The 12,789-nt window shown below is 72.6% G+C and carries 13 protein-coding genes; 5 read left to right on the top strand and 8 right to left on the bottom strand.

Annotated elements, in window-relative coordinates; translation table 11 throughout:
* Window positions 1-3 precede the first annotated feature (3 nt).
* Together ACFZA0_RS32815 and ACFZA0_RS32820 are read right to left on the bottom strand one after the other, a co-directional pair.
* The gene (locus ACFZA0_RS32815) at window positions 4-870 is read right to left on the bottom strand and encodes an oxygenase MpaB family protein (protein WP_391023742.1); all 867 of its coding nucleotides are present in this window, start codon (window positions 868-870) and stop codon (window positions 4-6) included.
* Window positions 871-969: 99 nt separating this feature from the next.
* Window positions 970-1,926: an NAD-dependent epimerase/dehydratase family protein gene (locus tag ACFZA0_RS32820; RefSeq protein ID WP_391023744.1), complete on the bottom strand. Its 957-nt coding sequence runs from the start codon at window positions 1,924-1,926 to the stop codon at window positions 970-972.
* Between the two features lie 206 nt (window positions 1,927-2,132).
* Between ACFZA0_RS32820 and ACFZA0_RS32825 the strand changes: the two genes are divergently transcribed.
* Entirely contained in the window at window positions 2,133-2,918 is a 786-nt protein-coding gene (locus ACFZA0_RS32825; RefSeq protein WP_391023745.1) for a hypothetical protein, read from the top strand.
* 84 nt (window positions 2,919-3,002) lie between these two features.
* Here the strand turns inward: ACFZA0_RS32825 and ACFZA0_RS32830 are convergent, their stop codons facing one another.
* From ACFZA0_RS32830 to ACFZA0_RS32840, 3 genes are all read right to left on the bottom strand, one after another.
* Window positions 3,003-4,358 (bottom strand): beta-1,3-glucanase family protein, encoded by a 1,356-nt coding sequence (locus ACFZA0_RS32830; protein ID WP_391023746.1) that lies wholly within the window; start codon window positions 4,356-4,358, stop codon window positions 3,003-3,005.
* A 281-nt stretch (window positions 4,359-4,639) separates the two neighbouring features.
* Window positions 4,640-5,956, bottom strand: coding sequence for an MFS transporter (locus tag ACFZA0_RS32835; protein ID WP_391023747.1), 1,317 nt, complete (start codon window positions 5,954-5,956; stop codon window positions 4,640-4,642).
* A gap of 5 nt (window positions 5,957-5,961) precedes the next feature.
* On the bottom strand, window positions 5,962-6,186 hold the full coding sequence (locus tag ACFZA0_RS32840; protein ID WP_391023749.1) for a hypothetical protein: 225 nt from the start codon (window positions 6,184-6,186) through the stop codon (window positions 5,962-5,964).
* On the opposite strand from ACFZA0_RS32840, the gene ACFZA0_RS32845 reads away from it, so the two are divergent.
* The 3 genes from ACFZA0_RS32845 to ACFZA0_RS32855 all read left to right on the top strand — a co-directional run bounded on the left by ACFZA0_RS32845 (window position 6,185) and on the right by ACFZA0_RS32855 (window position 9,044).
* The gene (locus ACFZA0_RS32845) at window positions 6,185-7,240 is read left to right on the top strand and encodes an alcohol dehydrogenase catalytic domain-containing protein (RefSeq protein ID WP_391023751.1); all 1,056 of its coding nucleotides are present in this window, start codon (window positions 6,185-6,187) and stop codon (window positions 7,238-7,240) included. The genes ACFZA0_RS32840 and ACFZA0_RS32845 overlap by 2 nt on opposite strands.
* A 67-nt stretch (window positions 7,241-7,307) precedes the next feature.
* Complete coding sequence (locus ACFZA0_RS32850; protein ID WP_391023753.1) at window positions 7,308-7,886, top strand: TetR family transcriptional regulator; 579 nt, start codon at window positions 7,308-7,310, stop codon at window positions 7,884-7,886.
* 240 nt (window positions 7,887-8,126) lie between these two features.
* A complete protein-coding gene (locus ACFZA0_RS32855; protein WP_391023755.1) occupies window positions 8,127-9,044 on the top strand; it encodes a calcium-binding protein in 918 nt (305 codons plus the stop codon).
* 68 nt (window positions 9,045-9,112) lie between these two features.
* Here ACFZA0_RS32855 and ACFZA0_RS32860 read toward each other — a convergent pair whose 3' ends face one another.
* From ACFZA0_RS32860 to ACFZA0_RS32870, 3 genes are all read right to left on the bottom strand, one after another.
* Window positions 9,113-9,337: a hypothetical protein gene (locus ACFZA0_RS32860; RefSeq protein ID WP_391023757.1), complete on the bottom strand. Its 225-nt coding sequence runs from the start codon at window positions 9,335-9,337 to the stop codon at window positions 9,113-9,115.
* Between the two features lie 142 nt (window positions 9,338-9,479).
* Window positions 9,480-10,433 carry a 2Fe-2S iron-sulfur cluster-binding protein gene (locus ACFZA0_RS32865; protein WP_391023758.1) on the bottom strand — a complete coding sequence of 318 codons (954 nt, stop codon included), beginning with the start codon at window positions 10,431-10,433 and terminating at the stop codon, window positions 9,480-9,482.
* Window positions 10,434-10,618: 185 nt separating this feature from the next.
* On the bottom strand, window positions 10,619-11,461 hold the full coding sequence (locus ACFZA0_RS32870) for a helix-turn-helix domain-containing protein (protein WP_391023759.1): 843 nt from the start codon (window positions 11,459-11,461) through the stop codon (window positions 10,619-10,621).
* A 125-nt stretch (window positions 11,462-11,586) separates the two neighbouring features.
* Between ACFZA0_RS32870 and ACFZA0_RS32875 the strand changes: the two genes are divergently transcribed.
* Window positions 11,587-12,513, top strand: a complete 927-nt coding sequence (locus ACFZA0_RS32875) for an SDR family NAD(P)-dependent oxidoreductase (RefSeq protein WP_391023761.1) — start codon at window positions 11,587-11,589, stop codon at window positions 12,511-12,513.
* The last annotated feature ends 276 nt before the right edge of the window (window positions 12,514-12,789 follow it).

Genomic DNA, 12,789 nt, shown 5'->3' on the forward strand with positions numbered 1-12,789 from the left:
GGCCTACTCCATCGCGCCGGACACCCTCGCCGGCGGGGACATGGCCCAGCGGATGCCGCGGGTCAGGACCCGGCCCGCCGGCCGGACCGCGACGTTCTCGACGACGGGCAGGGACGGCAGCCGCAGCGTCTGGCGCGCCCACGGGGGCAGCAGTACGGCCGCGTTCGCGGCGAGCCCGGCGTAGAACGGCCGGGCCGGCAGCGGCAGGGGCGGCTGGAGCAGTACGAAGCGCGCGGCGGCGCGTGCCTCGGGGGTGGCCCTCAACTCCGGCCGGTAGGCGGCCAGTCGGGCGGCGAGGGCGCGCCGGTCGCGCGGCGGGTCGAGCACGCCGAGGGCCTCGGCGACCCGGGCGGTGTCGGCGACGTAGGCGTCGCGGTCGTCGGAGTCGAGCGGGTGCGCGCCGTAGAGCTGGTGGGCGCGCAGGAAGCAGTACGTCTCGGCCACGTGCACCCAGCCCAGCAGGTGCGGGTCCGCGGCGTGGTACGGCGAGCCGTCGGCCGTGACGCCGCGGATCCGCTCGTGGATGGCCCGCACCTGGTCGACCGCCTGCTGGGCGTCGTCGGACGTCCCGTAGGTCGTGACGGCGAGGAACGTGCTCGTGCGGTGCAGCCGGCCCCACGGGTCGCCGCGGTAGCCGGAGTGCGCGGCGACGGCCGCCATGGCCAGCGGGTGCAGGGACTGGAGCAGCAGGGCGGCGATCCCGCCGATGAACATCGAGGCGTCGCCGTGGACGGTGCGGATCGGTCGCTCGGGGCCGAACCAGCGCGGTCCGGGGGTGTCGTGAATACGAGAGCGCCTGGCAGGCCCGTCGGGACCCGCGACCCGCTGGAACAGGGCCCTGCCCAGTTGTTCACGCACGTCGGTCAGCATCGTCGCCTCACCTTCGCCGTCCAGTGTCCCGCGTCGGCCGCGGTCCGGGCGAATCGGCGAGGTGGCCGCGCTCGTCCCGGGCCGGTGCGGCCCGGGCCGTCAGGTTCCGGCGAGCAGTCTCGCCTCCTCCTCCGCAGCCGGTCCGTGCCCCAGCGGGGGCTCGCCCCGCTCGCGGTCCCACGCCAGCACGTCGGCGACGGTCGTCGCCAGCGGGGTCGCGGGCATACCGGCGGCTCGGGCGCGAGCCGCGCTGCGCCGCTGCGTCGACCACGTCGGTTCGGCGCGGACCAGTGGGAAGAAGGCCGGCACCGCTCCGGTCGGCACCGGCACGATCTCGACCTCGCTGCCCGCGACCCGCGCGCAGGTGGTGATCAGACCGGCCATCGTGGTCGGCTCGGCAGGACCGACGGCGTGGAAGACACCGGGCCTGTCGTCCGCGAGCAACCGCAGCACCAGGCGCGCCAGATCACGCGAGTCGACCACCTGAACGGGCTGCGCCGGACTGCCCGGCAGGGCCACCCGGCCGCCGCGCGCCGCCCGGCGCACCCAGTAGGTGAGGCCTTCCTGCGCGTCGTACGGCCCCGCCACCTTCCCCGGCCGAACGATCGTCGCCCGTGTTCCGAACCGGGCCGACACGTCGTCCTCGCAGGCCGCTTTGAGCGGGCCGTAGGTCTCCTCGGTCAACTCCTCGGTGTCGCGCACGGGTTGCCGGCGCGGCGTGTCCTCGTCCGCGTCCGGCCCCGCCCCCGTCTGCCGGTACACCGCCTGGCTGGAGATGAACAGGTATCGGCCAACCCGGTCGCCCAGAACGTCCATTGCCTGTCCGACATGGCGCGGCACGTAGCCGCTGACATCGACCACCGCGTCCCAGGTTCCGTCACGCAGGGCGGCGTAGTCCCCGGTGTCCCGGTCGCCGATGCGCCTGGGCACGTCCGGGAACAGCTCGGTCCCCGTCCGTCCCCGGCCGAACAGGGTCACCTCGGCGCCGAACCGCAGAGCGTCGTCCACGACGGCCCGCCCCACGAACGAGGTGCCGCCGAGCACAAGGATCCGCATGACACCCGACAGTACGCGGTCGCCGCCGGGAGGACGCGGTCAACGACCGCTGCACCACGGGGCGTTCAGGGCAGCAGGCCCGCCGGAGCAGTGCCGGTTGGGACAGGGCTGAGTACCGGCACCGGCCCGGTCCACGCCCGCCATGAGTACGCGCACTCATGTGCCCGCCCGCCCCCGCCCCGCAAGGTGGAACCGGAGGTGCGCGGATGTCGGAGACCGTGGCGGCCCGGGGGCGGCGTCGTGTCCGGGTGCGGTGCGCGCGAGTGGGCGTACCGCTGTTGGCGTTGGCACTGCTGGGGGCGGCCACCGCCTGCTCCCGCGAGCCGTCGGAGAAGGACCTGCGGGCGGAGGCCACGTCACCGACGGCGCGGGCCCGCAGGGCGGCGGCGGAGCGGACGGCGGACGACCTGGTCCGGCGCCTCGGCGCGGTCGGCGGACTGGAGCACGTCCTGACGCGCACGGTCGACACCTGCGCCATGCCCTACGACGGCTCGGTGTTCGAGAGGACCCGCTCCCCGGACAGCCTGGAGTGCGGCATGCTGACCGAGGCCTACTTCGGTGTCCGGACGGACATGCCCCACGTGCTCGCGCGTGTCCGGGCGGCGCGCATCGCCGACTGGGGGGCTCCGCAGGACCCGGACGGCAACGCCGTGGACTCGCCGACCGCCGCGGGTTCCGTGGCGTACGCGCTCGTCTACCACCGCGATCACGGCAGGTACGGGGACGGCTCCCTGATGCCGGCCCCGGCCCTGGAAGCACCGGGCCTGCGGATCGACTGGGACCGGCCGCACATGCCGCTCCCGAACCTGCTCGCGGAGCCCGCCCCGTGCCCTGCCGCCGGGTCCGCCGTCTACCGGCGGTGCCTGACCTCTCCGGCGGCCCCGGCGGGGGTGGCCGCGGCCCGGTCCCGGTTCGGCACCGTCCTGGTGCTCCGCGTGGGCGGCCGGGACTCCGCGGCGAACGAGTACTTCACGGTGCGCCGGGCCTCGTGACGTCCGCGGCGCCCGGCGGCCGTGTCGGCGGCCGGGCGCGGCGGATTCACGGCGCGGACGGAAGCCGCGCCGCTGAGTTGGCGCCTACCAGCCCACGGCGACCAGCAGCCACTGCGGTGCGGCGTGGGAGATGAAGGAGGACTGGCCCGCCACGTCGTCGTAGGGGAAGCCGTAGGCAAGGCCGTTGATGGCGTTGTCGTGCCAGAACTTGGCGTAGTAGTTCGCGGGTGCCGCCTTGTAGTACTGGGCGGGGTCCGCCTGTTGGGCGGCCGGAAGGGTGGCCACGTGCCGGTTGAGGGCGGCGCACATCGTGGGGTTGCCCGCGAGGGCGGCGGCGCAGCCGAAGATGTCGGAGGTGGCGGCGGTGACTCCCACCGACTGCGCGTACGAGGTGAAGTAGTTGGCGTTGACGCCACCCGCGCGGAAGCTCGGGTCACTGCCGGGCGCGATGATCCGGTACGGGGCCTGGCTCTGGGCCAGCACCTTGAACTGGTCCGGCACGGCGTTGGTGAACCGCTGGAACGTCGTCGTGCGGTCCTCGGCGAACGTCGCCCGGTTCTCGCCGACTTCGGTGTCGTAGCCGTCCTTCGCGTGCAGACGCATGGCCAGTTTGAGGCCGAAGGCGTCGACCCGGGTGGTGTTGCCGTTGAACACGTTGTTGCCGACGGTGAATTCGATGAAGTCGTAGTAGGCGCTGGTGGGTGAGCCGAGGTAGAAGTACATGCGCCCGGCCGAGTTGGCCGGCATGTCGAGGTAGGGCTGCTCGGCTATGGAGTGGACCTGGCCGTTGAAGCTCCAGTACACCTGGCTGTCGGGGTACTTGCCGTTGGTGCGGTTGAGGATCTTCACCTCGACGGCGTTGTTCGCGGCGGGGATGTCGCTCGTGCTGCCCCAGAAGGCGTCCGGCGGGGTGGTGCTCCCGGGGCCGTACACCTGGAACTCCCAGAGGGAGTAGCCGTAGGGGGTGGCCCGGGTCGTTCCGGTCAGGCGGACGTACCTGCCGCTGCCGGAGACGGTGAGGTTCTGCGTGCCCCCGGTCGCGGTCGTCGTCGAGTACACGGTGGTCCAGGTGTTCGCGTCGGCGGAGGTCTGGATCTGGAAGGCCTTGGCGTAGGCGGCCTCCCAGTTCAGGCTGACGCGGGTGAGCTGCTGGACGGAGCCGAGGTCGACCTGGATCCACTGCGGGTCGGCGAACGCGGACGACCAGCGGGTGCCGGTGTTGCCGTCCACGGCCGCCGTCGCCGGGAAGCCGGCGTTCTCGACGGACGAGGCGGTGGCGGGCCGGCCCTGCGAGAGGAGCTGGTCGGCGGCGTGTGCCGGTGCGGGCGACAGGGCGGCGAAGAAGGCGGCGATCAGGACGACGGCGAGCCCAAGTGCAAGGCGGGCACGGGATGTTGAGTGTTTCGGTCTGCGGGTGAGAACGCCGGTGGATTGCTGCATGCGGGTCTCCTCAGGCCGGGACGGCGTGCGTGGGGGTGGAGCAACAGCAGGCTGAGAGCGCTCTCTCGGGTTGTATCCCCGGCGGTTCCCGACGTCAACAACTGAAGCCGAAGTAGGCGGAGTTGGGCTTTACGAAGCCCTCGTGCGCCGACTGCTCCCGGGTGCGACGGGCTCACCCGCCGGTGACTTCGATCCGTGACGGCCGTCAACGACCTTCCGTCCGCCGACCGTTCACTTCGTGTCGGGCCCGCGGTGTCCGTGCCGGACCACCCGCGCGAGCCTCACTGGGCGCTGTCGGACCCCTGGCGCTTCAGGTGCGCCCCGTCCGCCGCCCCGTCCGCCGGCAGGTGCGTCACGCGCACCTCGGCGGTCGCCGCGACCCGGCGCAGGCGCCGGATCGGCGGGCTGGCGAGGAGCGCGACGGCGCAGCCCAGCGCGGCCGCGGTGGCGACGAGCAGGAACCGGTGGAGTCCGAAGAGGCTGCTCGCCGGTCCCGCGATCACCTGACCGAGCGGGACGGCGAGAATGGAGCCCGCCACCTGGTAGGCGGCCACCCTGTTGAGCCGGTCCTCGGGGATCTGGGTCTGCACGGTGGTGGCCCACTGGACGCCCCAGAAGGCCCAGCCCGCGCCGCTCACGGCGTAGCCGAGGAGCAGCAGCGGCAGCGCCGGGGCGAGGGCGGCGGCGAGCGGCATGAGGGGGAACAGCAGCATGGCGATGCCGCCGCCGAGGAGCGGGCGGGCCGGGCGGACCCGTATGGCCACGATGCCGCCGACGATGCACCCGGCACCGAACGCGGCCTCCGCGTAGCCGAAGGCGGCCCTGCCGTGCGCGTGGATGATCGAGACCGCGCCGAGCGGGGTGATCGGCCCCCAGACCAGTACGCCCAGCACCCACCAGATGAGGATCACTCCCCACATCCAGGACCGGGAGCGGAACTCCTCCCAGCCGGTGCGGAGGTTCGCGAGGGTGGAGGCGGAGCGGTCCGGGAGGAACGGCGGGAGCCGCAGCGCGAGCATGCACGCTCCGCTGATCGCGAAGGTGAGGGCGTCGATCCCGAACGCCCATCCCGGCGACACCGCGGCGACCAGCGATCCGGCCACCGCCGGGCCCGCCATCGAGGCGAAGCCCTCGCTCACCCTCAGCACGCCGTTGGCCTGCTGCGCGTCGGCGGCGACCTGCGGCACCAGGCTGGAGGTGCCGGGCTGGAACGCCGCCGTGGCGATGCCGCCCACCACCGCTCCAGTGATCATGAACCACAGGGGCGGGTGCCCCAGCCAGAGGTACACGGCGAGCGAGCCCTGGACGAGAAACCTGGCGGCGTCGGCGCCGACCATCATCGGGCGGGCGTGGAACCGGTCGGCGAGCACCCCGCCGAACACCACGAAGAGCGCGTACGCCCCCATCCAGGCACCGAGCGTGAAGCCGATACCGCTCACGCCGTAACCGAGCGAGAGCATCGCGACGGCCGTCGCGACGGGGATCATCGTGTCCCCGACCTGCGACACGACGCGTGCCGTGAAGTAGAGGCCGAAGTTCGGCGTCCACAGCCGGGAGGGCAGGGCGCGCCCCTCGACGGGGCCGGAGGCGCCGGGCATCCCGTTCAGCCCTCATCCCGGCCGTCGTCCTGGATCAGCTCCTTCACGACGCGCAGGATGTCACGCGCGGGTTCCAACGACCAACGAATATCGGCCGGTTGACCTGGGTTCACCGCCCCACACCACCAGACAGAACAGTTGGTTTGTTTTTCGACGGGCGGCGTGCCAGTCTGAGAAAGACCAAACAGTCTGTCTGTTCGGCTTTCCCGTTCCGATCCAGGAGGATCCATGCGTCCCACCACCGGCTGGCAGAGCACCGGCGACGGCTCCACGGCTCTGGAGCGGACCTCGATAGCACGCAGGGACCTGCGCGACGACGACATGGCGGTCCGGGTCGACTTCTGCGGCGTCTGCCACAGCGACCTGCACAGGATCCGCGGCGTGCTCGGCGAGGGCCGGGTCGTCCCCGGTCACGAGTTCACCGGCACGGTCACGGGGACCGGAAGCGCGGTGAGCGCCTTCGCCCCGGGCGACCGGGTCGCGGTCGGGACCGTCGTCGACTCCTGCGGCACCTGTCCGATGTGCCTGGCCGGGCAGGAGAACTTCTGCCACGAGGGCCCTGTCACCACGTACGGCGGCACCGACCGGGTCGACGGCAGGCGGACGGACGGCGGCTACAGCCGTGAGTACGTGCTGCGGCACACGTTCGCCCACGCGCTGCCCGGCGCCCTCGACCCCGCGGCCGCCGCTCCGCTGATGTGCGCCGGCATCACCATGTGGGAACCGCTGCGCGCGTCGGGAGTCGGGCCGGGGAGCAGGGTCGCCGTCGTCGGCCTGGGCGGTCTCGGGCATCTGGGGGTCAAGCTGGCCGCCGCCCTCGGGGCCGAGGTCACCGTCCTCAGCCGCACCCCCGGCAAGGCCGACGACGCCCGCGCGCTCGGGGCCGCGGACGTGATCGTGACGGACGACGAGCGGCGGACGCGTGCCGCGCGCGACCGCTTCGACCTCGTCCTGGACACCGTCCCCGCCGCCCACGACCTCTCGCCGCTGCTGCGCATGACCGCGCTGGACGGCGTCCTGGCCGTGCTCGGCCATCCGCTGCCCACCACCGTGCGGCTCATGGACCTGGTGCAGGGCCGCAAGAGGCTCACCTCGTCGGGCACCGGCGGCCGGCGGTACACGGCGGAGATGCTGGAGTTCTGCGCCGGGCACGGAATCACCGCGGACGTCGAGGTGCTCCCCTCGGCCCGCGTCGAGGAGGCTCTCACCCGGCTGTCCGAGGGCGACGTCCGCTACCGCTTCGTACTGGATCTCTCCGATCTCGACGCTCCCGTGCCGCGCTGAACGCGGACCCTGGCGGACCCGGACGCACGCAAAAGTGACCAACCGGTCTGTCTGTTAACGTGGCGCCATGCCTGAACTGCCGACCACGCCGCGCGGCGCCGCGACCAGTCGGCGCATCCTCGACGCGGCAGCCGAGGAGTTCGCCGAGCGCGGCATCGCCGGAGCCCGGATCGAACGCATCGTCTCCGCCGCCCGCACCAACAAGGCCCAGCTCTACGGGTACTTCGGCAACAAGGACGGGCTGTTCGACGCCGTCGTCGAGGACCGTGTCAACGACAGCACCCAGGCCATCCCGTTCGACGTCGACGACCTGCCGGGCTGGGCGGTGCGGGTGTACGACCAGAACCTGCGCCGCCCCGACCTGGTCCGGCTCATCGCGTGGATCCGGCTGGAACGGAACTCCACCGGGCTCTGGTTCGCCGGCGCGCAGCACGACCACAAGTTGGCCGCCATCGCCCAGGCCCAGGCGGACGGCCGCATGTGTCCGGGTGACCCCTTCGAGATCCTCACCCTGGTGATCTCCATGGCGAGTGCCTGGTCGCCGGCCAGCGGTGTCTACACCGCCACCCCCGACGAACCCGAGGCGGACCACGAACGCCGGAGGGAACTGCTGCGCGCGAGCGTGGCGCGCGCCGTGGCGCCCTGAGCGGATCACGGCCGAGCCGGCCGTCATTCTGCCGTTCACCACCCGTTCTCCCTCGCGCAGCGCACAAGTGCCGCTTCGCAAAAGCGCGTTCAAGGACGGGGCGCACGATGCAACCGGGGCGCCCGGGGCGCTGTCTGGCACACGGAGTCATCAGGCTCCGGTTCGTCAGCCGTTCCGGCAGGCACCCGCGCAGTCGTCGCACCTCATCGCCTGCCGGACGCGTCAACCGAGGAAGTATCCATGCGCACAAGAGCAGTACCGGCTCTCGCCGTCCTGGCCGGCGCCGCGTCCCTCGCGGCCCTCGCCGTCCCGGCGGCGTCCGCCGCCTCCGGTCACGGTTCGGACGCCGCCCGCGCGGCCGTCGCCGCCGCGACCCGGCACGCCGGCCACCAGACCGCCACCCCGCACGTCACCGCCCGCACGGTGGCCCCCGCCGACGAGGGCGTGGGCGACACCGCGATCTCGTCCGTGGTCATCAACGGCGGCAAGGACCTGGCCGTCGGCACCACCACCACGTCCACCGTCAAGGTGACCTTCACGGTCAGCGACCCGGCGGGGGTGGACCTGGAGAACAACCTGGCCATCCTGTGGCACGGCCCGGACAACGTCTTCGACAACTCGGACTACGGCTTCGTGCCGAACGAGGACGCGGCGGTCTGCACGTCGACCGGCGCCACCACGGCGTCGTGCTACAACACGTTCACCATCACCGCCAAGCCCACCACCGACGGCAGCGAGATATTCAGCGAGTTCGCCGGTACGTGGAAGGCGCTGGTGATCGGCGCGGGCGCCGACGGCGACTACGTCGAGAAGGACGTGGCGAAGACGTTCCGCATCAAGCGGATCACCAAGGCGACCACGGCCGTCTCGGCGACCTCCGTGAAGAAGGGCGCGGCCCTGACCGTCACCGGGTCCCTGACCCGCGCGGACTGGACGAACGACAAGTACGTCAGCTACCCGACGATGACGCTTCAGCTCCAGTACGAGAAGACCGGCTCGACGACCTGGACAGTTCTCAAGAACGTCAAGGCCGACAGCGCCGGCAAGCTGAAGGCCGGTGTCACCGCTTCGGCCACCGGCTCGTACCGGTACGTCTGGGCGGGCAACTCGGCCACCACGGCCGCCACTTCGGCCGCCAAGAAGGTCACCGTCAAGTAGACGCACGGCGTGCGTCGGGCTGCCCCGTCACCGTCGAGGTGGCGGGGCGGCCGCGTTCACGGCACGGGTCAGGCGGCCTGCCACTCGTGGGCGTGGCCGCCGCGCCACTCCACCCACCGCGGGTCGTCGATGACGGTGTCGGGGTCGACGATGCCCGCGCCTTCGAGGAACACGACGAGATCGTGATCGCTGTAGGCGGTGCCGAGGATCCCGTCCCGGCCCTGGTTGTGCACGGTGACTCGCCGGCCGCCGGATCGGGTCGGCCGGTGCACGACGATGGGTGCACTGCTCACGGTTCCAGCGTCCACCCGCCCGGAGCATCCGGCGAGTCGGCGACCCGCCCCGGTGGGATTTCCGCCCCGCGGAGAGCCTGTCGGCGCGGTCGGACCGCCGCGGCCGTCCGCCCTCCTCCGCGGGCGTCCCGGGCTCCCGCTCTCAGAGGTCGAGGACGAGGCGCGGCGTCACCGACCGGGAGACGCAGACCATCATGATGTCGTTCGCCTCCTGCTCCGCCGACGTGAGGACGGAGTCGCGGTGGTCGGGGGTGCCGCCGAGGACGGCCGACTCGCACGAACCGCACGTGCCCTCCAGGCAGGACACGTTGACGGGTATCCCCGCCTCCTCCAGGACCTCGACGATCGACCTGTCGGGCGAGACGGTCAACACCTGCTCGGAGAGCGCGAGTTCGACCTCGAAGGAACCCGACAGAACAGGTTCGGCCTGTTCCTTGGGGCTGAACCGCTCGATGTGCAGCGCCCCCTCGGGCCACGCGGCGCACGCCGACTCGACGGCCAGCAGCAGCGGTTCGGGACCGCAGCAGTACACCGCGGTGCCGGGCCGGGCGGTGCCCAGCAGACCGGGGATGTCGAGCAGCCCGAACTCGTCCTGCGGGCGGACCGTGACGCGGTCCCCGTACCTGGCCACCAGGTCGTCCACCAGCGCCATGCTCGCCCGGGAACGGCCGCCGTACACCAGCTCCCACCGCGCGCCCCGCGCGTCCGCCGCCCCGATCATCGGGATCAGCGGGGTCACTCCGATCCCGCCGGCGACGAAGACGTAGCCGTCGGCCTCTTCGAGGGGGAAGTTGTTGCGGGGGCCGCGGACGTCGACCTCCGTGCCCACGGGCAGCTTGTCGTGGACGAATATGGACCCGCCCCGCCCCTCGGCCTCGCGCAGGACGCCCACCTGCCAGCGGGACCGGTCCGCCGGGTCGCCGCACAGCGAGTACTGGCGCACCATGTCGCCCGGCAGCATCAGGTCCACGTGCGCTCCGGGCGCCCACGCGGGCAGTTCGGCTCCCCCGGGGTCGGCCAGGTCCAGCAGGACCACGTCGGCGGTCAGGTCGACCCTGCCGGACACGACGAGCGTGCTGACCGGTTCCACGTCCATGCCCACAACGGCCTCCTTCGCCGGACTCCGGACGGACGTCCCGACCGGATGCGCGAACACGACTGGATCAGTGACGACTTGAGTTTCGAGCTACCCGGGATTGGGCGGACCGGCGCCCAGGGACCGAGTGGGCCGTCAACCTCCCGATACGGCAAGGACATTGACGTCTCCGGGGCCTTCCCGAGTCACCGGTCGGTGAACTCGTCGCCGGGGCGGGCCGCGAGGTGGGCCAGCAGTTGGAGCCGCTCGTAGGAGGCCGTACCGGGGTCGGCATGGTAGGTGACGAGCACCTGGCCCGGGGCGGCGGGCAGGGCGAACTTCTCGTAACGCAGGTCCAGTTCACCGACCGCGGGGTGGCGCAGGAGGGTCGTTCCACTGCTCTTGCGGGCCACGTCCACGCGCGCCCACAGCGTGCGGAAGCGCTCACTGCCCAGGCTCAGTTCACCGATCAGTTCGACGAGACGGGGGTCGTCGGCGGCGTCGCCCCCGACGAGGGACCGCAGATAGGCGACGGCTTTCGCGGTCATGGACTCCCAGTCCCGGTAGAGCTCGCGCATCCCGGGTTCGAGGAACGCGGCCCGCAGGGTGTTCACGCCCGGAGCGAAGTACGGGCTCAGCGCGACCGCCATCGGGTTGGCGGCGAGCGTGGTCATGTAGGGGCCCTGCACCAGGGCGGGCGTGCTCCACTGCTGGATCAGGGCGGTCACGCCGGGGGCCGCCGTCTCCGGACGGGTCCGGCGGCGCGCCCGAGGTGCCGGACGGGCGAGCCCGCGCAGGTAGTCCTCCTCGTCCCGCTCAAGGCGCAGGGCGCGGGACAGCGCGTCGAGGACCTGGTCGGAGGGGTGCCTGTCGCGGCCCTGCTCCAGCCGCAGGTAGTACTCGGTGCTGATGCCTGCCAGGAGGGCCACCTCCTCGCGCCGCAGCCCCGGGACGCGTCTGCGGCCGGTGTCCGGCAGCCCGGCGTCCCCGGGGCGGACGCGTTCGCGGCGGACGCGCAGATAGCTGCCCAGCTCGCTTCCGGTTTCCATGTTCTTCACCGTAACCGCAGGTCGCCGCCGGTCGCCCGGTCGACCCTGTCCCCCTCACTACCAGGGTGCACGGGGGACATGCCGGGCACTGGCGTCCCGCAGGGCGGAGCGGCAGCATCGACTGCATGAACGACACACAGCCCTTCCGCGGTCCCTTCGGCTTCTCCTCCACCGCCGACGAGGTGCTGGACGGGGTCGACCTGACCGGGCGCCGCGCCGTGGTCACCGGCGCCTCCTCCGGGATCGGCGTCGAGACCGCCCGCGCCCTGGCCGCCGCCGGCGCCTCGGTGACCCTGGCGGTGCGCAATCCCGGGGCGGGCAGGGCGGCTGCCGCCGGCATCGTCGAGTCCACCGGCAACAAGGACGTCCGGGTCGGCGAGCTGGACCTGACCGACCTCGGCTCGGTCCGTGCCTTCGCCGACGGCTGGCGCGGGCCGCTGCACGTCCTGGTCAACAACGCGGGAATCATGGCCGTGCCCGAACGGGAGCTGTCCCCGGAGGGGCACGAGATCCAGTTCGCCACCAACTTCCTCGGTCACTTCGCCCTGGCCACGGGCCTGCACGGCGCCCTCGCGGCCGCCTCGGGGGCCCGGATCGTCTCGGTCAGCTCCAACGCGCACATGTTCTCGCCTGTGATCTTCGACGACCTGGACTTCCGGATCCGCCCCTACGACCCGTGGTCGGCGTACGGGCAGTCCAAGACCGCCGACGTCCTGCTCGCCGTGGAGGCGACCCGGCGCTGGGCCGAGGACGGTGTCCTGGCCAACGCCCTCAACCCCGGCGCGATCGCGACCGGCCTGCAGAAGCACACCGGCGGCCTCCGTACCCCCGTCGAACGGCGCAAGACCCCCGCCCAGGGCGCCGCGACCTCCGTGCTCCTCGCGGCGTCACCGCTGCTGGAGGGTATCGGCGGCCGCTACTTCGAGGACTGCGCCGAGGCCGCGGTGGTGCGGACGAGGCCGGAGCGGTTCGGCGGCGGCGTCGCTCCGTGGGCGCTGGACGCGGAGAACGCCACGCGCCTGTGGGACACCGCCACCGCGCTCGTCGGCTAGTTCACCGCACCCTTCCGGTCAACTCCGCTGCCTCCGGGGCAGCTTGGGCTCGTCGACGGAGTCGCCGCCTTACGTTCAGGCCCGACGCGACGAGGTTGATGCCGCCCCGCCGCGCCGGGAGCGCCGCGGGGCGGAGCCGCGTCGTGGGAGTGCGCCCGTCCCGCCCCGCGGTGCTCGGGTCGTCAGCCGTTCCAGGTCCAGTCGGCGACTTCGGGGAGGTCGGTGCCGTGTTCGCGGATCCAGGCGTGGTGGCGGGTGCGGGTGTCGGCCATGTGC

It is taken from the genome of Streptomyces sp. NPDC008150, assembly GCF_042956945.1.
Classification (GTDB): Bacteria; Actinomycetota; Actinomycetes; order Streptomycetales; family Streptomycetaceae; genus Streptomyces.

What these genes read in the sequence shown, in the direction of transcription:
- ACFZA0_RS32830 (WP_391023746.1), bottom strand. Translation starts at nt 4,358, where the DNA reads ATGCAGCAATCCACCGGCGTTCTCACCCGCAGACCGAAACACTCAACA.
- ACFZA0_RS32815 (WP_391023742.1), bottom strand. Translation starts at nt 870, where the DNA reads ATGCTGACCGACGTGCGTGAACAACTGGGCAGGGCCCTGTTCCAGCGG.
- ACFZA0_RS32855 (WP_391023755.1), top strand. Translation starts at nt 8,127, where the DNA reads ATGCGCACAAGAGCAGTACCGGCTCTCGCCGTCCTGGCCGGCGCCGCG.
- ACFZA0_RS32875 (WP_391023761.1), top strand. Translation starts at nt 11,587, where the DNA reads ATGAACGACACACAGCCCTTCCGCGGTCCCTTCGGCTTCTCCTCCACC.
- ACFZA0_RS32870 (WP_391023759.1), bottom strand. Translation starts at nt 11,461, where the DNA reads ATGGAAACCGGAAGCGAGCTGGGCAGCTATCTGCGCGTCCGCCGCGAA.
- ACFZA0_RS32850 (WP_391023753.1), top strand. Translation starts at nt 7,308, where the DNA reads ATGCCTGAACTGCCGACCACGCCGCGCGGCGCCGCGACCAGTCGGCGC.
- ACFZA0_RS32840 (WP_391023749.1), bottom strand. Translation starts at nt 6,186, where the DNA reads ATGGATCCTCCTGGATCGGAACGGGAAAGCCGAACAGACAGACTGTTT.
- ACFZA0_RS32835 (WP_391023747.1), bottom strand. Translation starts at nt 5,956, where the DNA reads ATGCCCGGCGCCTCCGGCCCCGTCGAGGGGCGCGCCCTGCCCTCCCGG.
- ACFZA0_RS32825 (WP_391023745.1), top strand. Translation starts at nt 2,133, where the DNA reads ATGTCGGAGACCGTGGCGGCCCGGGGGCGGCGTCGTGTCCGGGTGCGG.
- ACFZA0_RS32845 (WP_391023751.1), top strand. Translation starts at nt 6,185, where the DNA reads ATGCGTCCCACCACCGGCTGGCAGAGCACCGGCGACGGCTCCACGGCT.
- ACFZA0_RS32865 (WP_391023758.1), bottom strand. Translation starts at nt 10,433, where the DNA reads ATGGACGTGGAACCGGTCAGCACGCTCGTCGTGTCCGGCAGGGTCGAC.
- ACFZA0_RS32820 (WP_391023744.1), bottom strand. Translation starts at nt 1,926, where the DNA reads ATGCGGATCCTTGTGCTCGGCGGCACCTCGTTCGTGGGGCGGGCCGTC.